This window comes from Neisseria sp. P0001.S005 (genome assembly GCF_051963715.1).
Window position 1 is genome coordinate 1 of sequence record NZ_JBQCTZ010000007.1, and the last position, 21,155, is coordinate 21,155.

Here is a 21,155-nt window from a genome sequence, read left to right on the forward strand (position 1 = left end):
GCGACACATACCGTTGTTCGTGGTGATACCGTTTACAACATCTCCAAACGCTACAACATTACCCAAGACAATCTGCGTGCATGGAATAACCTGGCCGACAACACCATCAGCATTGGTCAAACCCTGCGCGTAAAACCTGAAGGCTACGTTGCACCGGCAGCTTCTACAAGCAAACCTTCTACTCCAACAACTACAACCACTGCTCCTGCTCCAAGCACACCTGCCAATACACCAACCGTGTCTACCGGCAGCAGTCGCAACGTCAGCGGCATTATATGGCAGCGTCCTACTACCGGTAACGTTATCGCCAACTTCGGCGGCAGCAACAAAGGCGTGGATATCGCCGGTACGCAAGGCCAGCCTGTTGTTGCAGCGGCAGACGGTAAAGTCGTTTACGCAGGCTCAGGCTTGCGCGGTTACGGCAATTTGGTCATCATCCAACACAACTCCTCATTCTTGAGCGCATACGGCCACAACCAACGCCTGCTGGTTAATGAAAACCAAACCGTTAAACGCGGTCAAACCATTGCGCACATGGGTAATACCGATGCATCTCGTACCCAGTTGCACTTTGAAATCCGTCAAAACGGTAAACCGGTCAATCCAGCAAATTATGTTGCCTTCTAAGCTGATTCAAGCAACCTAATTTCAATTCAATCCCTGCCTAAATGTCATTTAGGTAGGGATTGTTTGTACCGGTTTCCCATGAAATTTCATCTTCCCTTTCTTTATACTCTGCTATTGGGCGGTTGCGCCGCGTTTTTGCCATCATTGGACGAACGCACCCAAAGCAGTTATCTTGACATACCTGCAACACCGCGGCTGGACAGCGCATTAGGCATTCCTTCTACGTCCTCCAAGACCGATGTTTCCCATATCTATCTGCTGAACGATGCCCATGAAGCCTTTGTCGCCCGTGCAGCCCTGATTGAATCCGCCGACCATACCCTCGATTTGCAATACTATATCTGGCACAACGATATCTCCGGCAAGCTTCTGTTCAACCTGATTCATCGCGCGGCCGAACGCGGCGTCCGTGTGCGTTTGCTTCTGGACGACAACAACACCAACGGCATGGATGATCTCCTGCTGGCACTCGACAATCATCCCAATATCGAAGTACGTCTGTTTAACCCCTTTATTTTCAGAAAATGGCGTGCACTCGGCTATGTTGCCGACTTTCCACGACTTAACCGACGAATGCACAACAAATCGTTTACCGCCGACAACCGTGCCACCATTTTGGGCGGACGCAATATCGGCGACGAATATTTTAAGGTTAACGACGATACCATCTTTGCCGACCTCGATATCCTCGCCACAGGCCGCGTGGTAACCGAAGTATCCCAAGACTTCGACCGCTACTGGGCAAGCCACTCCGCCTATAACGCAACCAGCATCATCAAACGGGGAAATCTGCAAAAAGGATTGGCAGAGCTCAATTACACCGACCAAGATAAAAACCAAACGCTCATCCGCTATCGTCAAAGCATCGAACACTCCAACCTCTATCAAAAAATGCAGAGCAACCTTATGGAGTGGCAAAGCGTCAGCACACGCCTGATCAGCGATGACCCGGCCAAAGGCTTAGACCGCGACCGGCACAAACCGCCTATTTCCGAACGCCTGCAAGACGCCCTCAAGCAACCCGAAAAAAGCGTTTATCTTGTCTCCCCTTATTTTGTACCCACAAAATCGGGCGTTAAAGCCATAGAAAAACTGATTCATAACGGCGTGGATGTTACCGTCCTGACCAATTCCCTCCAGGCGACCGACGTTGCCGCCGTCCATTCCGGCTACGTTAAATACCGCAAGCCTTTGCTTAAAGCCGGGGTCAAACTTTACGAACTCCAGCCCAACCATGCCGTCCCGACCACTAAAGACCGCGGCTTGACCGGTAGCTCTGCCACCAGCTTGCATGCCAAAACATTCATCGTGGACGAGAAACGCATTTTCATCGGCTCATTCAACCTCGACCCACGCTCCGCACGCCTCAATACCGAAATGGGCGTCGTCATCGAAAGCCCCGAAATCGCAGGCCAAATGCAGCGCACCCTCGTTACGACCACCCCAAGCTACGCCTATCAGGTAACGCTTGGCAATTACAACAAACTATACTGGTATGACCCAAGCGAAAAACGAACTTACGCACACGAGCCCGAAGCCAAGTTCTGGAAACGGATTACTTCAAAAATCCTGTCTATCCTGCCCATAGAAGGATTATTATAGAGGCCGTCTGAAAACGGAAATCATGCGGCCGGAGGAATTCACCATGTTTCGACTCATCTGCAAAACCCTATTTGTTTGTACCACCGGTCTATTGTTGGCCTCCTGCGGCACTACCGGCAAACACAAATCCCACAAGCCGCAAACAACCGCCAGAAAAGTCCAACCTGTCCGCATTTCCCATATCGACCGCACCCAAGGTTCGCAGGAATTGATGCTTCACAGCCTAGGCCTGATCGGCACACCCTACAAATGGGGCGGCAGCACCACATCCACAGGCTTTGACTGCAGCGGCATGATCCAATTCGTCTATAAAAACGCCCTCAACGTCAATCTGCCACGCACCGCGCGCGATATGGCCGCAGCCAGCCGAAAAATTCCCGACGGCAAATTGAAAGCCGGCGATCTTGTCTTTTTCAATACCGGCGGCGCACACAAATACTCCCATGTCGGCCTCTACATCGGCAACGGCGAATTTATCCACGCCCCCAGCAGCGGCAAAACCATCAAAACCGAAAAACTTTCCACTCCGTTCTACGCCAAAAACTATTTGGGCGCACATACCTTTTTTACTGAATAAATCAAGGCCGTCTGAAAGGTTTTGCCCCGTCATTTTGAAAGTAAAAACCATCAAGGATATATCATGCACACAGAATCCGTTCTAACCCTCCTCAAAACCCTGCAAAACCAAATCTGCGCCGCGCTGGAGCAAGAAGATGGCGAAGCCAAATTTGTGCATGAAGCATGGACTGGGAAGCTGGGCATCGGCGAAACCCGCGTATTGAAAAACGGCGCAGTATTCGAGCAGGCCGGTGTGAATTTTTCGCATGTAAAGGGAACAAAAATGCCGGCTTCTGCTACGGCCCATCGTCCGGAATTGGCAGGCGCGGCGTTTGAAGCCATGGGCGTGTCGCTGGTCATTCATCCGAAAAATCCTTATGTTCCGACCAGCCATGCCAATGTGCGCTTTTTTATTGCCTATCCTGAAAATGCCGAGCCGGTTTGGTGGTTTGGCGGCGGCTTTGATTTGACGCCCTTTTATCCTTTTGAAGAAGATATCGTACATTGGCACACAGTGGCGCGGGACGTATGCGCGCCATTTGGCGAATCGGTTTATCCTGAATTCAAACAATGGTGTGACGAATATTTCTATTTGAAACACCGTAACGAAACACGCGGCGTGGGCGGCCTGTTTTTTGACGATTTAAACCGCTGGGATTTCGATACCTGCTTGAACTTTATCAAGGCAGTCGGGGAAGGCTATATCGCAGCGTATCTGCCGATTGTGGCAAAACGCAAAAATACGCCTTATGGAGAACGTGAACGCGATTTCCAACTCTACCGTCGCGGACGTTATGTGGAATTTAACTTGGTTTGGGACAGAGGTACGCTGTTCGGCCTGCAAAGCGGCGGCCGCACGGAAAGCATTTTGATGTCCATGCCGCCTTTGGTACGCTTTGAGTATCAATATGCACCGGAAGAAGGTTCTCCAGAAGCTGCATTAAATCAATTTTTAGTAGCGCGAGACTGGCTGAAAGAATTCGGAAAATAATATCCGTTTGCAATACAGGCCGTCTGAAAAGCTGTTTTAAATCATAAATCCTGCTTTTTCAGACGGCCTTTGCTTCAATTGCTTTGAATTTGCATACCTTTGCCTATTGCGCTGTTTCATCTCTATAGAGTTTTTGAGACAATGCGCCCATATAAAAATCACCTCACAAACCACACTAAAAAGGAATAATCGGTGAAACGCATTTTCTTATTTATTGCAACCAATATCGCAGTTTTGGTTGTCATCCGTGTTATTTTGGCCATATTGGGCATCAACAGCACCGACCAAGTCGGTAGCCTGTTGGCTTATTCCGCCGTCGTAGGCTTCAGCGGCTCGATTGTCTCCCTGCTGATGTCGAAAACCATCGCCAAACATTCGGTCGGCGCCGTCGTCATCGACCACCCACAAAGCGAAGAAGAAGCTTGGCTGTTGGCAACTGTTGAAGCGCAAGCCCGTCAATGGAATCTGAAAACGCCGGAAGTAGCCATTTACGACTCTCCTGAGCCTAACGCCTTTGCAACCGGCGCAACCAAAAACAGCTCGCTCGTCGCCGTCAGCACCGGCCTGCTCGATCACATGACCCGCGATGAAGTCGAAGCCGTTTTAGCGCATGAAATGGCGCACGTCGGCAACGGTGATATGGTAACGCTAACGCTGATTCAAGGTATTGTGAATACTTTTGTCGTCTTCTTGGCGCGTATCGTTTCCAGCATGGTGGCGCGCAACAATGACGGCAGCACTTCGCAAGGTACATATTTCATGGTCAGCATGGTATTGCAGATCGTATTCGGCTTCCTCGCCAGCATCATCGTGATGTGGTTCAGCCGCCAACGTGAATACCGCGCCGATGCGGGTGCTGCAAAACTGGTGGGCGCGCCGAAAATGATTGCCGCCCTGCAACGCTTAAAAGGCAGCACCAGCGATCTGCCGCAAACCATGACCGCAATGGGCATTGCCAGTGAAGCCAAAGATTCTTGGTTCAGCACCCATCCTTCTTTGGATAACCGCATCAACCGTTTGAAAAACCGCTAATCGAAAACATCAAGGCCGTCTGAAACATCCATTTCAGACGGCCTTTTTTTTATTTCTTCATCAAAGCACGCTTGATGATAATCATCCAGTCTTTCTTATCCAACAGCGGCCGCTGGTTAAACACGTCATATTTGCAACCGCCCAACTTCTGCAAAATCAACTGGCCGCCGACAATAATCATGCGCAGCTCAAAACCGATTCGTCCTTTGAGGGTTTTGCCCAACGGCGAGCCTGCCTTCAGCATTTGAAAAGCACGTTGACACTCATGCGCCATCAGTCGTTGAAAAGCAAAGTCGGCTTTGCCGGCCGCAATCTGCTCTTCGCTGACTTTGAACTTCTGCAAATCTTCTTGAGGGATGTACACGCGCCCTTTCTGCCAATCTACCGCCACGTCCTGCCAGAAATTAATCAGCTGCAAGGCAGTGCAAATGCCGTCGCTTTGCGCCATGCTCACTTCATCAGTTTGCCCGTACAAATGCAGCATAATGCGCCCCACCGGATTGGCGGACAAGCGGCAATAGGCAATCAATTCGCCAAAGTTTTCGTAACGGGTTTTGACCACATCCTGACTGAACGCCGCCAGCAAATCATAAAACGGCTGCAACGGTAATTGAAACGGCTCAATCGCTTCGTTGTACAAACGCTGCATTAAAGCCGTTTGCGATTTCCCGCCTTGTGCAATGCGGTCTAACTCTGCCTTCAGCTCGTCCAGTTGGCGCAGGCGTTCGGCTGCTTCGGCATTGCCTTCGTCGGCAATATCGTCCGCCGTCCGTGCAAAAGCGTAAACGGCGTGAACCGGCTTGCGCAAACGGCGCGGCAGCACAATGGAGCCGACAGGGAAGTTTTCGTAATGATTGACTGACATGGGAAATCCGAAAATTTAAAATAAAATGTTTTTGCTGACAGGCCGTCTGAAATTCAGACGGCCTTACGTTTGGCCGCAAAGAAATCCTGCAATACGCTTTGGCATTCTTCTGCCAATATGCCGCCCAAAATTGCGGTATGCTTGTTCAGACGTTTGTCGGCAAACAAATCGACCACACTGCCTGCCGCGCCGGTTTTGGCTTCGGCCGCACCATAAATCACGCGCCTGACCCGTGCCTGTATCAAGGCAGAGGCGCACATGGTGCAAGGTTCTAAGGTGATGTACACGTCGCAATTTTCCAAGCGGTAGTTTTGTAAAGCTTTGCCTGCGGTGGCAAGCGCGTTGATTTCGGCATGGTGGCTGACATTGTGGTCGCCAATGCAGGTATTGTGTGCTGCTGCGATTGCCTTGCCTTGATATACGATGACTGCGCCAACGGGCACTTCGCCCAATGCCGCCGATTGTCTGGCCTGTTCTATTGCCAGCCGCATAAAGGCTTCCATATCACTTTGTGAAGGGAAAACGGCAATAGGCGGATGGTTTTTCAAAGCCTCGCCCAGCTCCGTCTTTCTCTCCTCGGAAATATGCTGGACATCCACACCTGAAACCAGCGCAGCCAGTTGCCACAAGGTGCTTTTGGTTACGGTCAAACCCGACGCTTTCAGCAATAGAAACGCGCGGACTGCGCCGATTTTTTGCAAATCTTCCAGTGTGTAAATACCTAATTCTTTTAATGCAGCCAATGTTTTAGGCGCAAGTGGTGGCGTGGTCAGCATGGATTATTCCTGAAAATGCCGACGCGCCAAGGCTAAGGCCGTCTGAACATAATTGCTGTCTGCGTAAGGGTCTAACGTGTGCGCCAAAGGAATTTTTCGCAACCAGGTCAACTGGCGTTTGGCAAGCTGGCGCGTGGCGACAATTCCTTTTTCGACAAAGGTATCATAATCGGTTTCGCCCTCGAGATAATCCCAAGCCTGACGGTAGCCCACGCAGCGCATAGACGGCATATCGGCATGCAGCTGCGGATAATCGCGGCGTAAGCCGTGCATTTCATCGAGAAAACCGTGTTCCAGCATATTTAAAAAGCGTTTTTCGATTTGGCGGTGTAACAAATGACGGTCTTCAGGAATCAAGGCAACCGTGCATAAATCCAATAAAGGCGCAGCCTGCTTCTGCTCTATGAAATGTTCGCTCAAAGGCTTGCCGGTCAAAAGATAGACTTCCAAAGCGCGCTCAATACGCTGGCTGTCATTGGCTTTCAGACGGCCTGCCGTAATCGGGTCAACTTCCTGCAAACGGCGATACAGGCCTGCCAGACCGTGTTCGTTCTTTTCCGCCTGAAGCTGTGCGCGCACCGCCGCATCCGCGCCGGGTAAATCGTTCAAACCTTCCGTCAGCGCGTGGAAATACATCATCGTGCCGCCGACAATCAGCGGATAGCGACCGCGCGCATGTATTTCGTTCACCAAGCGCACGCAGTCGCCGACAAAATCCGCCGCGCTGTAACTTTCCAGCGGCGAGATAATATCAATCAAATGATGCGGTACAGCGGCAAGCTCTTCGGCAGTCGGCTTGGCTGTACCGATGTCCATGCCGCGATACACCAGCGCGGAATCCAAACTGATGATTTCCACCGGCAGCGATTGGGCAATATTTAAGGCCAGTGCGGTTTTACCGCCGGCGGTCGGGCCGAGTACGGCGAAGGCTTTGGGCGCGTTCATAAGAAAACGGAAAAATTAAAAATGCGATTATAGCAAACCCGGGCAGACCATATTTCAGGCCGTCTGAAACATTTGCCCTACATTATCAAAAGCGTTACACTTGCTGCGCCGTTTCAGACGGCCTTTTATATTGATTTCAAACCTGCTGCTGCCGTCATTGCGCCGGCAGTCAAGCCGTCAGCGACACTGCGCCGCTGTAAACACGAAAGAACACACTATGACCGTATCTCCCGTAGCCTTGCGCCGTCAAACCGAGCGCAAGCCGCATCCGACTGCGCGTTATTGGAAAAAATGCGATGTCGAGGCTTTGTTTGGACTGCCTTTCCTCGACCTCGTTTTCCAAGCCGCCGAAATCCACCGCCAAAACTTCAATCCGCGCGAAATCCAACTTTCCACCCTGCTCTCCATCAAAACCGGCGGTTGCCCCGAAGACTGCGCCTACTGCCCGCAATCGGCACACCACAACACCAATCTGGGCAAAGAGCAAATGATGGATGTGGACGAAATCGTCGAAAAAGCCAAAATTGCCCAATCTCGCGGCGCCAGCCGTTTCTGCATGGGCGCGGCATGGCGCGGCCCCAAACCTAAAGACGTAGCTGTTGTTTCCGAAATCATCAGCGCGGTGAAAGGCTTGGGCATGGAAGTGTGCGGCACCTTCGGCATGCTCGAGGACGGCATGGCTGAAGACTTTAAAAAAGCCGGTTTGGACTACTACAACCACAACCTCGACACCGACCCCGAACGCTACAACGACATCATTCACACGCGAAAACACGAAGACCGCATGGATACTTTGGGCAAAGTCCGCAATGCCGGTTTGAAAGTCTGCTGCGGCGGCATCGTCGGCATGAACGAAACCCGCGCCGAACGCGCAGGCCTGATTGCCAGCCTTGCCAACCTCGACCCGCAGCCTGAAAGTGTGCCGATCAACCAGTTGGTTAAAGTAGAAGGCACGCCGCTGGCCGATGCCGAAGATTTGGACTGGACGGAATTTGTCCGCACCATCGCTGTGGCACGGATTACTATGCCGCACAGCTACGTCCGCCTGTCCGCAGGCCGCAGCAATATGCCGGAATCCATGCAGGCCATGTGTTTCATGGCTGGCGCAAACTCGATTTTCTACGGCGACAAGCTACTGACTACGGGCAATCCGGACGAAGACGGCGACCGCCTGCTGATGGAAAAATTGAATTTGTATCCGCTTCGCTTTGAATTGGAAGAAGAATACAAAGCCGCGCAGGAAACGCCTAAAATCAAAGTCGACTATTAACCGCCATCATAAAAGGCCGTCTGAAACTTTTTCAGACGGCCTTTTATCGTTATTCAACATCAAAACTTTCAATCTTCCGTATCCATTCTTCCTTTTCCGCCTCGCTCAAAAACGAAGCGCGGAACGAATTGGCGCACAAGGTTTTGATTTCTTCCGCACTCAAATCTAAAGCCTCGGCAAGCGCTTCAAAATTGCGGTTCATATAGCCGCCGAAATACGCTGGATCATCGGAATTGACGGTTACCAACACGCCGCGTTGCAACATACGGCTCAAATTGTGTTTTGCCATTTCAGGGAACACTTTTAATTTCAAATTGCTCAACGGGCAAACGGTCAACGGCATTTGCTCTGCAATCAAACGCGCCATCAATGCCTCATCTTCTTCCGCCCGTACGCCATGATCGATACGGCGGACATGCAGCAAGTCCAAAGCCTCGTAAACATATTCCGGTGGGCCTTCTTCTCCGGCATGCGCCACCGTCAACAAACCCTCCGCCCGCGCCTGCGCAAACACGCGCTCAAACTTGGACGGCGGATGCCCCAGTTCGCTCGAATCCAAGCCTACGCCGATGATGTGTTCTTTATAAGGCAAAGCCTGATTTAAGGTTTCAAATGCGCTTTCTTCCGACAAATGACGCAAAAAACACATAATCAAACACGTACTTATGCCCCATTGCTGCCCGGCTTCACGGCAGGCGCGAACAATGCCGTTCATCACGGTTTCAAACGCCACGCCACGCGCAGTATGGGTTTGCGGATCAAAAAATATTTCCGTATGCACGACATTGTCTTCGCGGCAACGCTCAAGATACGCGCGGGTCAAATCGTAAAAATCCGCCTCGTGCAACAAGACACCGGCACCGGCATAATAAATATCCAAAAACGACTGCAAATTGTGGAAATCATAAGCCTGCCGTACCGCATCGACATTTTCATAAGGAATCGCTATGTGGTTGCGCTTGGCGATTTCAAACATCAGCTCCGGCTCGAACGTCCCTTCGATATGGACGTGCAGCTCGGCTTTGGGCAGGGCTTGGATAAATTGTTTGATATTCATATTTTCTCTGATTTTCGGTTTATATTTAATATTGAAGGCCGTCTGAAACTTTCAGACGGCCTTTGACCATTTATCTGTTAAAAACCATTTTCCATCATGATTATCCTTTCAATAATAAATATATGTATATAAATACATTTTTATTTTTTACTAATTTATATACCCCCATATATACCCACAAATTAAAATAATCTTGAGCAATACTAAATACAACAAAAATGTTGTATTTAGTATTGCAATCACAACATTTTTGTTGTATTATGACCTTACTGTATGGAAAGGAGGTGAATGATGAAATACAGCGAATTCAGGAAATGGCTACGATCTCAAGGTGTAGAGTTTACCACGCTAAAACGCGGAAGCCATCAATTAATAAAACTTGGTAATAAAACATCAGTTTTCCCAAACCACGGTAGTAAAGAAATTGGTACGGGATTGGTTCAAAAAATCAAAAAAGACTTAGATCTTAAATAAATAAGAAATAAAAAGGAGCAAGCTCGGAGGAGCTTGCTACCTAATAACTATACTGGATTACTAAATGAAAGGTGCATATGTTAGCTTACCCCTATACTCTAACGCCAGACGATAATGGTACTTTATTAGTAACATTCCCAGATATTCCGGAAGCTGTCGCAGTCGGAGAAGACGAAGATACAGCAAAAATCGAAGCAATTGATGGCCTGATTTGCGCATTAGAAGGATATTTTGAAGACAGGAAAGCAGTCCCTCTGCCATCAGAAAATGATGGTGAGCATGTTGTCGTTTTACCTGCATTAGAAACAGCTAAAATCCTGCTACTTAATGAAATGGTACAACAAAATGTAAAGAAAGCCGAAATGGCAAGAAGATTAGACGTACACATGCCGCAAATTGACCGCCTACTGAATTTGCGTCACAATACAAAAATTGATTTTTTGGAAAAAGCCGCTGAAAAGCTCGGCAAAAATCTGAATATCAGCTTCTCTTAACCTACTCTTTCCATACAGTAAGCTTTTATAGAGCAAGCCCCCGCAAGGGGGCTTTTTCATTCACCAGAAACAATACGGCCATAAGCCTGCCATTCAGCCAGATCATTTCTTTGCTGGTCTGCTACTTCTGCCATTCCAGCATATTCAGCCGTGCATTTTCCGAATAATGCCCAGCCTTTGGCAACTGATTCATCAGATGCGCCGGCGGTGCTATCGGTTGTGGGCAGGTTTCGGCGGCCACCTTGATTTCGGGCGTACTGCTGCACGCGGTCAAGCTCGCTGCGAAGGCTATTAATAACAGTTTTCGCATGGATTCTCTCCTTTTCTATTTTGGCTTGCATCGCAGCAAATTCAGCGGTGCGCGCCCGTTCTTTTTCCAATGTTTCAGCAACATGCCGGCCTTGGGCAACAGCAAAATCTTGGCTGATTTTTGCCGTAGCGACTGCTGCACCACGCTTTTCAGCATCAGGAATGGCGACACCATAAACAAAGCCAAGCCAACACACCAAAACCACCACCAACACAATTAGGGCCGTGATGATTCTGTTTTTAAGTATCCACAGAATCATGGCACTAATCCCTGTAAATAAACGGTTTTCCCACCGCGTTTAACGGAAGTCATAACCTGATTACGTTGGGCGCCATTGTGTCGGAAACCGATGTGCACCCATGCACCATCCCCACGCTCCGGAAATTCCAAGATCAACTGGTCAAATACCAGCTTTCCAACATCGCGCATTTCAATCAGCTTTTTCGCAAAAGCAAAAGAAGTCATGCCGATAGCGTCACAATCAGCTGCCGAACCGAAACGATGTGCCGATGTTGGGCTACCACCAACCAACTTATTCACACGCTCGCTGCGAAAACAGCTTGTAACAATGATGCCACGGCCAACGTATTCACGAATTTTTTCCAACTGCTCAGCTGTCTTGCGGATATTCTGCATTTCCTTTTCAGTCGGAATATTTTCAACACCCATACGGCGGGCGGTTTCGCTACGCGTTAATTCACGCAAACTAAAATTTTGTGTTACTTGTGTCATATTCTACCTTTCGAAATAAAAAGGCCGTCTGAATATTCAGACGGCCTTTGCTAGTCTTTACTATCGATAAATTTTTCAGCCGTTTTCCTAAGCCATTTCTTCATCAATCCCGGGGCAATGGCCTGCACGGTATCCATCGCATGACCTGTTAAAATACCGACAAACGCGCCGGCAATCGCACAAGTCCATACTTGGTTTAGCATTAAAAACCTTTCCGCTACTGCCGCCGCCGCAACCGCCGAAATCAAAGCTTCAAACAGGCTTGATACTGGCGCGTCATGGTCTTTCATGCTTGACCACACGCTACCAATGACGCCGCCCCCTATCGCGAACAGATAGCCGATTTGAAAAAAATCGTGCATTATTCCCCCTTTTGTTTCCGTTTGAATTTATCCTCCGAAAACAAGAATTTAAGTGAGTTATTTCCAGCAAGTAAGCAAAGGAACGCCAAGACGGGCGGAATAACCATGCCTGTATGCGCCGGCGGATAGGCCGCCCAAAACGCATACGCCGTTAAATACCAGATAAATGCTGATACCAAAAGCATATAACCCGACAGCACTTCCCCCTTGAATGTCTGCCAGTACATCGCTGCCAGTTGCAGCACTCCGACACCGCCGAATACCAATATCAACGTAAACTCTGAAATATCCTTGAATTTATAATATATTGGCCAACTATAGATGTCGTTCGGCGAAAACGTGAAGACCAACGCATAACCAATCATCGAACAACCACTGACAAATTCAACAGCACGCGTGCCTGTACCAAACAACCACTGCTGAAACCGTACGGGAAGAAAACGCCATTCGAGAATATATTTAACCCATTTGAGTGAGTTACTCATTTTTTGCCTCCAAGAAAAAAGGCCATCTGAAAGATGGCCTGTTACGCAAGTTTGCCAGTTACGGCGTAGTGAATCGTTTGCACGCCTGCGCTAAAGTAGTTTGAGCGGCAGGTAAAGCCGTCTTTATCCAATGTCAGCAGATACAGAACGCGGTTTTCGTTTGCGCCCATCACAGCAGGCTGACCGTGAAGCGTTGGCGTTTCCGAAAACTTCGCTTCAAATTCAACCGTTTGAATAGATTGAGCGTTGACCGTGACGGGAACAGTACGGATTTCCGTGTGTAGCCCGTTATTACTCCCACCAGCAGGCAGGACGAAGTTCAAGACGGCCTCTGTCTCCGTGCCAGTGTTGGTCACGCTTGCCTTCTCGCCTGTTGTTACCTTGCCAATGGTTACAGTTGCTGATTTGCCGTCAGAACCTTTTGGCCCTGTGTCGCCTTTATCGCCTTTCTGACCCGGCAGGCCACGTTCGCCATTTGTGCCATTTGTACCAGGTAAGCCAGGCAATCCTCGTTCGCCTCGCTCTCCAGTATCGCCTTTGTCCCCATTCGCGCCTGTATCGCCTTTCTCGCCTCGTTCGCCTTTGAACTTAGCGAGGAACTCCTCAAAAGTGCCGGTAAAACCAAGCTCTTTTTTAGCGCGGTCGTACAAGTCCTGACCAACACCATTGATGATAGCGGCGGCTTTTACGTCAATCTCGATTTTTGGCGTTTCGTCAGACAGCCTGAAAATATATTCAGTCATTTCGTGATTACCTCCAGCAGTTCGATTTCCCCACGAATCAGCGTTTGATGGGTAGAGGCGTTCAATATGTCATATCGCGCCCTACGCCATTTCACGCCGGCAGAAAATTCAGGCGGGAACGTTAAAAATAAAACCTGACCGTCTTTAGTCAGGTTTTCGCTTCCGTCAAATTCGCCGCCGACACTTGGTCGGAATGTCATCTTTAAATCAAAAGACGACAAGTCGTATGGCTTGCCGTCCGATGTGATTGAGATTTCAAACCGCCGCGCGTTTCCGGTCGGGATTTCGATGTTAAGCGTTGGGATATGCGCTTTAATTTTTACAGTATCGCCCATAATCAACCTCTACAAATTGCTCACGCTCTTTGCTGACACGATGGCGGCAAGGTCGTTGGGCGACCAACGCCAGCCTGCGGGTAACCCCAATGCGGCGGCGCACCACTCGGAGCAAAACCAGCGGCGGCGGCTGTGCCGCAACCCAAAGGCAATGCCCAATGCGCCCTTCAAGTCGTAGCCTTGGCCTTTGGTTTCCGCCCATACCCTTTGCAGACGTTCGTGTGCCTCGGAGGTTGACACCATTGGGATTAAGTCCCACTTGTCATCAGGCAGCGGCATCTTTTTGGCGCGTACGCCGCCGTCCCTGATGGAGGCGGAGTAGCAGGTATAAACCGATGCCTGCGGATGTTCGCGCACCGCAATCTCACAATGGCTGTACTTGCCGCGTGTCAAAACACGGGTGAGCCAGTCGGTCGCCCTTGCACACCATACGCGCCAGCCGCTGCCGTCGCGGCGGCCTCGATAAAGGGCTAGATAGATGGGTTGCGTATTCATTTCGCGGCCTCCTCAAGCTCGGTGGCGGGCTGCTCATCAAAGTTTGCCGTCCAGCCGTCGCTGTAGTCGTATTCCAGCGGGTGTTCGGCTTTAAGCATGGCGGCTTTATGGCGTTCGGCGTTGATAAAATCCGCCTCCTCATCATCGTGCATGGTCTGCATGATTTCGCGCAGCAGCTCGGGTGTGAGCATCAAAAAGCTGTTATCCATCGTTTTCCAGTTGATGGGCTTTTTAAAACCGCCCGTTACGCTTTCCAGTGCCAGCGCTAGGTATTGCAGGCGGGTGGCGTCGTCGGTCTGAAACCACTTCCCAACCGATTTGGCGTACACCCCATGCCGCAGGTTGTCGTAGCGCTTGGCCTTGATGCGCTCCCACATCTCATCTTGCTGCTCGGCTTTGAGCCGGGCGGCACACTCTGGGTCAATCTGCCATTGAGTGCCGTCCCATGTGCTGGATGGGCATGGCGCGGGGTCGGCCAATACAGGCTTGCCGTCTTTGCCCGGCATCACGATTTGGCCGGTACATTGCCCGACAACCAGCGCCTCATGCTCGGCGGCGGTAAGGGCGATCGCACCTTCCGGCGGCGTATCGTCGGTGTGCAAAAATCCGTTTTGGTAAAAATACACAGTCATGATTCAGCTCCTTTATTTCCAACGCCCGATGGCGACAAAATTAACCGTCACATCCGGGGTGTTATAGTTCGGCTCGTACAACCAGTAGTGCACGGCCGACCGGTTACTCTGCCTGCTGTCAATGGTTACCCAAACATCGCGCACGTTGACTTCCGGTGCAGATATGGTGGCGACCACCACAGGGGCGGTGACAAAGGCCAGCGGCCACGTCAGCACCCGGGCTGTCGGGTTGTTATTGTGGTTTTGGATGCGCACCGTGCCGGATTCGATTTGTGTGCCGTCCGGCAGCCTGCAAATGTCAAACGTGCCGATTTTTTGGTGCACGGTGAGCGCGGCCACTGCCTCGGCAAAGTCGGTGATTTCGGCGGCACGGTGGGTGTGTCCCTTGTCGGATTTGTTTTGCAGCCCGGCGGCCAATGTAGACGCATCCAGCACTCCGGCGTTGGTAACCTTGCCAAACGCCTTAACCCACATCACCACGTCGTCCAGGCTGTTTTGAGCCTTGATGCACAACACCATCACAATTGCTTTGGGGCGCACTTCGTCAGCCACCGGCACGCTGCGTGAGGCATCAAACGTCAGATAGTTATAACCTTGGCGGCGGCGGTCAGTATCGGCGGTGTAGGCGTTCGGTGATCCTTCACCGCCAAACACGCCTTCCGGGTCTTTCGGGCCGATACCTAGCGTGCCATTGTCGTCGCCGCAGAACGATGTTTTGCCCTTGATATTTCGGATGGCATCGCCCTGCTGCGTACCAACCGTGAGGCCGCCCGCAGCGTTACGGATAAAGCGGTCTTCGGCTTTCGGCACCGCGGCAATGCTGCCGTACTGCGCCACCAGCTTGCGATACAGCTCGGGATAGGCAGCCTGCGTGACCTTGGTAGAGATGTCGTCGTACTTAATCCAGCCGTCCGGGATGTCCGCAACCGGGAAGTAGGCAGTCATGCCGATGTCGGAGCGCGTGAGGTTGGGCAGCTTGTTGCCACCCAGTACGCGATACAGGTCGGGATAGGCGGATTGGTTAAAGGTGCTGCCGTCGGCTTTCAGGTAGCCTTCTTGGCTGGTAATCGCGCGGGGGAAGCCGATTACTGCGCCAACGGGCAAGCCTTTGCCGCCGGCCTGCTCGTCGATTAGTTTTTTCAGGGCGGCAAGCAGCTGGTCGCGCTTATCGGGATTAAGCGCCACACCCGCGCCCTCAATCACATTACAAATCTCCTCCTGCACATGGTTGCACCATTCGGCGTTAAACGCCGTAGGCAGCACGCCACGCGGCAAATCGCCGTTTCTAAAACCTGCTTTGCCGCTGCCGAACAGGTCGGCAACGGCGGAAGAAGTGGAAATCCGCTGCATAATCAATCGCTCCTAAACATATTTAAAAATCAGATAAGTGTGCGCCGGTTTAAGCCTGTTGAGCACGCACTCAATAGCGCTGCTTTGATACAGCTGCAGCGGGCTGTTGCAATCATCGTTGCAGGTGGCTGGGCGATGGTCTCCGCTGCCGCGCAGCGATACCGCCCAACAATAGCTGTCATTGTCGGAGTACAACGCGGCATTGCAGTCATCATTGCAGGTGGCCGGGGAAAACTCGGTGATTTCCGCCTGTGGTTGCCCGGATACGCGCAACAGGTGCAGATAAAACGCCTTGCTTTGCGCCCCGCCGCCTGCCAGCCGCGCTACCAGCGCCATGCGCCGCGCCTGAATATCGCCGGCAGTCGATGCGCTGCACTCATCCGGTAGGCCGGCGGTAGCTTCCCATTCCGGCAATGTTTCATATGCACCGTATGGAGTGGCTTCCGCCAGCAGTTCGGTGGCGCGTTGTTCAATACGGGCCAGCTCCAATGCCAGCGCAGCGATAAAATCGGCCAGCGCCGGGTCGGATTCGATTGCCCAGGCGCGACCGGTGGGCAACAGCGCGGTAAGTTGGCTGCGGTAGGCAGCCTGCCTGATGCTTAAGTCCACGAGATACCTCCCAGCACCGCGATTTCGTCTTGCTCACACACCACATCCGCTGTGGGCGCAAGCAACATATGGTGTGTTTCGCCCGCCGCCAAACTAACCGCCTCGCTGATGCGCGAAATACGGATAACCGAGCCCAGCGAGGCTTCGCGCCGGTAAAACAGACGCAGTGAGTTTTCCACCGCCTGCCGCACAGCGGCGGTATCGGGATACACTTTGATGCGGTGCGCCACGGTTTTCAGGCGCGGCGCGACGACCGACACCCGCGCCGTTACCGGACGCAGCATCTCTAAATGCTGCCGTACCGCATCCAGCAGCGTGCTATTGGGCACGATGTTGTCGCCGCCTGCCACATACACCACGACGTGGTTAATCTCGCCGCTGTTTGGTTTAACCCAAGCGCGAGCAATACCCGGCACCTCGAGCGACCAGCGGATATAGTCGGACACACTGCCGCCCATCGGCGGGTTGCGGATGCGCTGCAGCAAACGTTCGCGCAGCTCTTCGTCGCTTTCTGCCGCTGCCCCGCCGGCGAGCCCGACACTATCCACCGTGGCTGTGCCGCCGCTGTAGCGCAACACCGCCCCCGCACCGGCGTTGCCGGCCGGGCCAGGCTCCAACGCATCCAGCTGCACTGTATTGCCTGCTGCCGCGCGCACCGAATAGCGCACACCGTCTTCACGCCGCAGCTCATCACCCACCAAAGGCAGGCTGCCCGACACAGTGGCCTGTCCGCTGGCAAACGCCGCAGGTTTGCGTGGCACGGTAAGCCAGGTGCGCGCGTGGCGGTCGAGTTCATCGCCTGCGGCCGTGATTGGCAGCATTTGTTGAGCAATCCAATCCAAATGCCCGTGCAAGAGGTGCGATGCCGCGCCCAAAGCTGCGCCGAATACCGATGCCACATCACCTTCCTGCGGGTGCGGGTAGGGCGAGAGGCGGCTGCTGATGTCCAATTCCACCCGCCGGCACAATTCCGGTAGGCTTGGTCGTTCAAACGCCATGATTTACGCTCCACAAATAATCAAAACGGCGGATTTCTCCGCCGTCTTTTTCGATTTCGATATACAACATCGCGCAAGTGAGCGTGTGCCGCTCCGCCCGCACCCGCACTGCTGCTGCGATTTTTTTTTCTGTGAGCCAGGCGAGCGCCTCGGCGGCATATTCCTCCGCCCGCAGCAAGGTGTCGGCAGTAATTTTCTGCCGTTCCAGCAGCCACAGCCGCGAGCCGATACGGCGCGGGCGGAAGCTATCGCCCCACCAGCCGCGCTTGTCGCCGTCTCCGCCGGGCAGTACATCGTCGTTTTCGGCGCGCCGGTCGGTGCCCAAGCTCATCCATACTGCCGATTTAAGCCAATCCACCCCGGCAAACAACAGGCGGCAGCCGCCGTCTGCTTGAGGCATCAGTCCCAGCATAGTGCTTACTCCATTTGTTCGTTCGGCTGGTCGGTATTGCCGCCGCCGTCGTTTTCGTGGTGGGTGTGGCGGTTAAACAGCGCACGCATCCAGCCCATGCTAAATTTGCCGCCTTGGTCTTTCACGTCTTTGGCAAACACCGCCGATTTGGTGCCGTTTACTTCGCCGTCCAGCGTAATTTTCGGCGCTTTGATGGTGGCTGATGTTTTGGCATTAACCTCAAACACAGGGGTCTCTATCACGCATTTGTCTTTGTACAGCGTGATGTGATGCCCCCATAGGTTGTAAACCGCCGCCTCACCCTCGGCCAGATTGTTGCGGCGCGTGCCCTTGTGCTCGGCGCACAAGGCAATCGGGTGGTCGTGGTTTCCCGCCACAAATACCACCACCGCCTCGCTGCCCACCGGCGGATGTGCCGAAAAACCGAATGGCTGGAACAGCTCCACCTCGTCATGCACATCGCCCGCCTGCGCCTCCAGGGTAACGGTTTGCGTGGCGGCGGCATCGTTAATTAAATTTAATATCGCGCGGCCGATCATGTTTTTCAGCGCCTGCATTATGATTTTCCTCTTTCAAAGTTTCCGGGTTTGTAATTGCCTTGCGCATCGGGTTTGATCACCAGCACATCTCCGGATACCGCGTTTTGCCCCTTACCCTGCCGCCCGCGTTTGCCGCCACTGCGGCCTTTACCGCCACTGTGGCCTTTACCGCGTGCGGGTTTGGCGGCGGTGTTGCGGTTGGCTTTTTCCGCTGCTTCGGGCGATGGCAGCAGCGCTTCCGGGCGGATTAGCTCGATTTTGGTTATCTCGCCCGAATCATCGTAGCCGTACTCGACCGCCGAAATCAGCAATTCGCCCTGTACTGCCAGCGTAGCCGCTTCCACTTGTGCCCGCTGGTTGATGTCCCACAGCTGGCCATTGTGCTGCGTCCAGCCCGCCACCGTGCCATCTCGGGCGTAGCCTGCCCGTCGGCGGATTTGGCAAACGGCCGGTGGCGCTTGATGGCCTCATCCTTAACTGCCGAGCGCACATGAGCCGCCGCCTTGCCGTGGTCGTTGTCTTTGCCCGCCCGCTGGCCGGTGATGGTGTATTCTGAAAACCGCTCCGAATAATCGTAATCGGCCGTGCCGGATTTGATGTTGCCGCCTAAAACCAGCGGCGTAGCCGCCTGTTGTGCCCCGGCATGGGTCAAAACCAATGCGCCCCGTGCCTGTACCAGCAAAATACCGGCGATTTTCGCCGCCCGTTCCAAGGCTTTAAATACCGTTTCGCCCGGCTCGGTTTTAAACACCGCCAGCGGCTTGCCCGGCTCGGTCTCCAACACCACCTCGATACCAAACGGTGCACACAGCTCTTTAGCCAAGTCCAAAATCGACACATTACGCCATTGCTTCACGGCGGCGGCGCAATCCACCAAATCGCCGGTTTTATCCCGTCCGGCCACGGCAATGCTGTGGCTGCTGTCCGATACATCGAGCGTGGTTTTGTCGATATAGCCCTTAATCACCACCTGCCCGGCCACCCGCACTTCGCATTCGTCGTTCGGGCGGATCGGCCAATGTATTGCCTCGCCGCCCACGTTTTCGGTGCACTCGATGTTAAATGCACCAGCGGCAGTGCCGATGCTACGGCTGATGGATACGCTCGTCCAACCGCCGTACAAAACGCCGTTTACCAATAGCTCGATAGCCATTTACTGCTCCTTAATCCGACAACACCCGCAGCGGGCGCACCGGCATAAAGCCCGGATGCGCGACCGGGTTATGCCGCAAAATTTCGCTGCTGCGCCGCGCATCGCCGTGCAAGCGATAAGCCAATACCACCACCGGCAGCGGGCGCTGCGGGGTGTAATCCACTAGGCGCGGCAGTTCGTTTTCCGTGTCCGGCAAAGCCTGCACGATAGCGGCGCGCAAATCCTGCGCCGCCGAAAATGCCGAATCCGGCAGCTGCGGCGCGAGCTCGTCTAACCACGCCAATAACAGGCGGCGCAGCGCCACCGCCTCATCCAGCGATTCAAACAGCGGGGCGGCTGCCGCCTTCGGCGCAATGCGGCTGGATGGTTGGTTGCTGCCGCCACCGAAATTGCCACCCGGCTGCGGCAGCTCGATATGCACATCATCCGGCCGCACAACCGCCGTGGCCGCAGCCGCATTTAAAGCCGCAGCCTCAAACAACACCTGCACCGCCTGCCGGTTGGATTCGGCACGCTGATACGGCGTAGGGTTGGCTGGCAGCCCGCGCGATACTTCTCGCTTCCCGCCGCGAAATGCCCATGTCAGCCCCATGATGCCGCCCAAAGGCTGGCTGAAGCTGCCGGTTAAATCGGTAAACAGACCGATGATGCGACTACCCAACACCGCCGGTGTTGCCGATAGCTCGCCCACCGCATCCAACAACTGCCGCACCTGCCGCAAAAACGGCGATTGTTTGGACAAATCCAGCAGACCGCCCACCGTAGTCAGTCGCTGGATGCGCTCGGTGAGCGCCTGCAGATTGTCGCGGCTTAAAAAATCCGGCAAGCCGTCCAAATCAAACCACTTGCCGAAGGCTTCGGCCAGCTGCCCGTCCAGCGTATCCGCCGCATCCAACAGGTTGCCTGCCGGGTCGGATTCCGCCGCCGGATAGCGGCTCTCGCCCGCCTCCACAAAGGTTAAATCAAACACCGCCATGCCGCCGGCTTCGCCGCGCTCGCTCACGCTTACCGCTGTGCATACCACGCGCAGCGCGCCGAAATACGGGTGCACCAACTGGCCGGGCCCGGGCGCGTTGGCCGCATCCAGCAGCGCATCACGGGCTTGCTGGTAGTCCTTGCCCACCACAAAGCCGCGCAGTGTAAAGCCTCGCGCCTTTGCGCCGAGGTCTTCCACGTAGGGCTTGTCGCGGCCGGGGTATTCGTGTACCACCACCCGCCGACCCTGCTCGCTGCTGTGCGCTTCCACGCCGAATGCCGCCTGTTTAAAAGAGGCCGGCCGCAGCCTGTCTTTCCACGCCATTTTTTTGCT

At 53.2% G+C, this 21,155-nt stretch carries 28 protein-coding genes; 8 read left to right on the forward strand and 20 right to left on the reverse strand.

Going from position 1 to position 21,155, the window contains the following annotated elements; all coding sequences use genetic code 11:
• The 5 genes from ACTHSP_RS02060 to htpX form a co-directional block, all read left to right on the forward strand.
• A partial coding sequence (locus tag ACTHSP_RS02060) for a peptidoglycan DD-metalloendopeptidase family protein (protein ID WP_440345523.1) occupies positions 1-627 on the forward strand: 627 nt, incomplete at its 5' end.
• Positions 628-705: 78 nt separating this feature from the next.
• Positions 706-2,229: a phospholipase D family protein gene (locus ACTHSP_RS02065; RefSeq protein ID WP_440345524.1), complete on the forward strand. Its 1,524-nt coding sequence runs from the start codon at positions 706-708 to the stop codon at positions 2,227-2,229.
• Positions 2,230-2,272: 43 nt separating this feature from the next.
• On the forward strand, positions 2,273-2,806 hold the full coding sequence (locus tag ACTHSP_RS02070; RefSeq protein ID WP_440345525.1) for a C40 family peptidase: 534 nt from the start codon (positions 2,273-2,275) through the stop codon (positions 2,804-2,806).
• A gap of 63 nt (positions 2,807-2,869) precedes the next feature.
• The gene (gene hemF / locus ACTHSP_RS02075; protein WP_036491040.1) at positions 2,870-3,778 is read left to right on the forward strand and encodes an oxygen-dependent coproporphyrinogen oxidase; all 909 of its coding nucleotides are present in this window, start codon (positions 2,870-2,872) and stop codon (positions 3,776-3,778) included.
• A gap of 192 nt (positions 3,779-3,970) precedes the next feature.
• Positions 3,971-4,810 (forward strand): protease HtpX, encoded by an 840-nt coding sequence (gene htpX / locus ACTHSP_RS02080; protein ID WP_440345526.1) that lies wholly within the window; start codon positions 3,971-3,973, stop codon positions 4,808-4,810.
• Positions 4,811-4,859: 49 nt separating this feature from the next.
• Here htpX and hpnC read toward each other — a convergent pair whose 3' ends face one another.
• Genes hpnC through miaA form a run of 3 tightly spaced genes read right to left on the reverse strand, consistent with a single transcriptional unit; the run spans position 4,860 to position 7,396 of the window.
• Positions 4,860-5,675: a squalene synthase HpnC gene (gene hpnC / locus ACTHSP_RS02085; RefSeq protein WP_308887466.1), complete on the reverse strand. Its 816-nt coding sequence runs from the start codon at positions 5,673-5,675 to the stop codon at positions 4,860-4,862.
• A gap of 53 nt (positions 5,676-5,728) precedes the next feature.
• Positions 5,729-6,451, reverse strand: a complete 723-nt coding sequence (gene tadA, locus ACTHSP_RS02090; protein WP_440345527.1) for a tRNA adenosine(34) deaminase TadA — start codon at positions 6,449-6,451, stop codon at positions 5,729-5,731.
• A gap of 3 nt (positions 6,452-6,454) precedes the next feature.
• The gene (gene miaA / locus ACTHSP_RS02095; RefSeq protein ID WP_440345528.1) at positions 6,455-7,396 is read right to left on the reverse strand and encodes a tRNA (adenosine(37)-N6)-dimethylallyltransferase MiaA; all 942 of its coding nucleotides are present in this window, start codon (positions 7,394-7,396) and stop codon (positions 6,455-6,457) included.
• Positions 7,397-7,613: 217 nt separating this feature from the next.
• On the opposite strand from miaA, the gene bioB reads away from it, so the two are divergent.
• A complete protein-coding gene (gene bioB / locus ACTHSP_RS02100; protein ID WP_004519884.1) occupies positions 7,614-8,666 on the forward strand; it encodes a biotin synthase BioB in 1,053 nt (350 codons plus the stop codon).
• A 49-nt stretch (positions 8,667-8,715) separates the two neighbouring features.
• On the opposite strand, the gene ACTHSP_RS02105 is transcribed toward bioB, so the two are convergent.
• The gene (locus tag ACTHSP_RS02105) at positions 8,716-9,723 is read right to left on the reverse strand and encodes an adenosine deaminase (RefSeq protein ID WP_440345529.1); all 1,008 of its coding nucleotides are present in this window, start codon (positions 9,721-9,723) and stop codon (positions 8,716-8,718) included.
• A gap of 288 nt (positions 9,724-10,011) precedes the next feature.
• Here ACTHSP_RS02105 and ACTHSP_RS02110 point away from each other — a divergent pair, with 288 nt between their 5' ends.
• Both ACTHSP_RS02110 and ACTHSP_RS02115 read left to right on the forward strand, forming a co-directional pair.
• A complete protein-coding gene (locus ACTHSP_RS02110; RefSeq protein WP_232444964.1) occupies positions 10,012-10,197 on the forward strand; it encodes a type II toxin-antitoxin system HicA family toxin in 186 nt (61 codons plus the stop codon).
• A 77-nt stretch (positions 10,198-10,274) separates the two neighbouring features.
• Positions 10,275-10,691, forward strand: a complete 417-nt coding sequence (locus tag ACTHSP_RS02115; RefSeq protein ID WP_049351671.1) for a type II toxin-antitoxin system HicB family antitoxin — start codon at positions 10,275-10,277, stop codon at positions 10,689-10,691.
• 56 nt (positions 10,692-10,747) lie between these two features.
• Here the strand turns inward: ACTHSP_RS02115 and ACTHSP_RS02120 are convergent, their stop codons facing one another.
• From ACTHSP_RS02120 to ACTHSP_RS02195, 16 genes are read right to left on the reverse strand one after another with little or no spacing between them, the layout of a single operon-like run.
• On the reverse strand, positions 10,748-11,260 hold the full coding sequence (locus tag ACTHSP_RS02120; protein ID WP_371508118.1) for a hypothetical protein: 513 nt from the start codon (positions 11,258-11,260) through the stop codon (positions 10,748-10,750).
• Positions 11,257-11,733 carry a D-Ala-D-Ala carboxypeptidase family metallohydrolase gene (locus ACTHSP_RS02125; protein ID WP_440345530.1) on the reverse strand — a complete coding sequence of 159 codons (477 nt, stop codon included), beginning with the start codon at positions 11,731-11,733 and terminating at the stop codon, positions 11,257-11,259. The genes ACTHSP_RS02120 and ACTHSP_RS02125 overlap by 4 nt, the downstream gene beginning before the upstream one ends.
• Before the next feature lie 50 nt (positions 11,734-11,783).
• Positions 11,784-12,095, reverse strand: coding sequence for a hypothetical protein (locus ACTHSP_RS02130; RefSeq protein ID WP_371508116.1), 312 nt, complete (start codon positions 12,093-12,095; stop codon positions 11,784-11,786).
• Positions 12,095-12,580 (reverse strand): hypothetical protein, encoded by a 486-nt coding sequence (locus ACTHSP_RS02135; RefSeq protein ID WP_440345531.1) that lies wholly within the window; start codon positions 12,578-12,580, stop codon positions 12,095-12,097. Before ACTHSP_RS02135 ends, ACTHSP_RS02130 begins: the two co-directional genes overlap by 1 nt.
• A gap of 41 nt (positions 12,581-12,621) precedes the next feature.
• The gene (locus ACTHSP_RS02140; RefSeq protein WP_440345532.1) at positions 12,622-13,323 is read right to left on the reverse strand and encodes a collagen-like triple helix repeat-containing protein; all 702 of its coding nucleotides are present in this window, start codon (positions 13,321-13,323) and stop codon (positions 12,622-12,624) included.
• Complete coding sequence (locus ACTHSP_RS02145) at positions 13,320-13,658, reverse strand: hypothetical protein (protein ID WP_070827006.1); 339 nt, start codon at positions 13,656-13,658, stop codon at positions 13,320-13,322. Before ACTHSP_RS02145 ends, ACTHSP_RS02140 begins: the two co-directional genes overlap by 4 nt.
• A gap of 9 nt (positions 13,659-13,667) precedes the next feature.
• A complete protein-coding gene (locus ACTHSP_RS02150) occupies positions 13,668-14,153 on the reverse strand; it encodes a hypothetical protein (protein WP_371464697.1) in 486 nt (161 codons plus the stop codon).
• The gene (locus ACTHSP_RS02155; protein WP_070827004.1) at positions 14,150-14,785 is read right to left on the reverse strand and encodes a DUF4376 domain-containing protein; all 636 of its coding nucleotides are present in this window, start codon (positions 14,783-14,785) and stop codon (positions 14,150-14,152) included. The genes ACTHSP_RS02150 and ACTHSP_RS02155 overlap by 4 nt, the downstream gene beginning before the upstream one ends.
• A 12-nt stretch (positions 14,786-14,797) precedes the next feature.
• On the reverse strand, positions 14,798-16,135 hold the full coding sequence (locus ACTHSP_RS02160; RefSeq protein WP_440345533.1) for a tail fiber protein: 1,338 nt from the start codon (positions 16,133-16,135) through the stop codon (positions 14,798-14,800).
• Between the two features lie 12 nt (positions 16,136-16,147).
• Positions 16,148-16,744 carry a YmfQ family protein gene (locus ACTHSP_RS02165; RefSeq protein ID WP_440345534.1) on the reverse strand — a complete coding sequence of 199 codons (597 nt, stop codon included), beginning with the start codon at positions 16,742-16,744 and terminating at the stop codon, positions 16,148-16,150.
• Positions 16,735-17,694: a baseplate J/gp47 family protein gene (locus tag ACTHSP_RS02170; protein WP_440345535.1), complete on the reverse strand. Its 960-nt coding sequence runs from the start codon at positions 17,692-17,694 to the stop codon at positions 16,735-16,737. The genes ACTHSP_RS02165 and ACTHSP_RS02170 overlap by 10 nt, the downstream gene beginning before the upstream one ends.
• A 37-nt stretch (positions 17,695-17,731) precedes the next feature.
• Complete coding sequence (locus ACTHSP_RS02175; RefSeq protein WP_371464693.1) at positions 17,732-18,154, reverse strand: phage GP46 family protein; 423 nt, start codon at positions 18,152-18,154, stop codon at positions 17,732-17,734.
• 5 nt (positions 18,155-18,159) lie between these two features.
• Complete coding sequence (locus ACTHSP_RS02180) at positions 18,160-18,711, reverse strand: phage baseplate assembly protein V (RefSeq protein ID WP_440345536.1); 552 nt, start codon at positions 18,709-18,711, stop codon at positions 18,160-18,162.
• Positions 18,711-19,094 (reverse strand): phage baseplate assembly protein, encoded by a 384-nt coding sequence (locus ACTHSP_RS02185; RefSeq protein ID WP_440345537.1) that lies wholly within the window; start codon positions 19,092-19,094, stop codon positions 18,711-18,713. The genes ACTHSP_RS02180 and ACTHSP_RS02185 overlap by 1 nt, the downstream gene beginning before the upstream one ends.
• Positions 18,998-19,846 carry a phage baseplate assembly protein gene (locus tag ACTHSP_RS02190; protein ID WP_440345538.1) on the reverse strand — a complete coding sequence of 283 codons (849 nt, stop codon included), beginning with the start codon at positions 19,844-19,846 and terminating at the stop codon, positions 18,998-19,000. The genes ACTHSP_RS02185 and ACTHSP_RS02190 overlap by 97 nt, the downstream gene beginning before the upstream one ends.
• Positions 19,847-19,856: 10 nt before the next feature.
• Positions 19,857-21,146, reverse strand: coding sequence for a DNA circularization protein (locus ACTHSP_RS02195; RefSeq protein ID WP_440345539.1), 1,290 nt, complete (start codon positions 21,144-21,146; stop codon positions 19,857-19,859).
• Between the last annotated feature and the right edge of the window lie 9 nt (positions 21,147-21,155).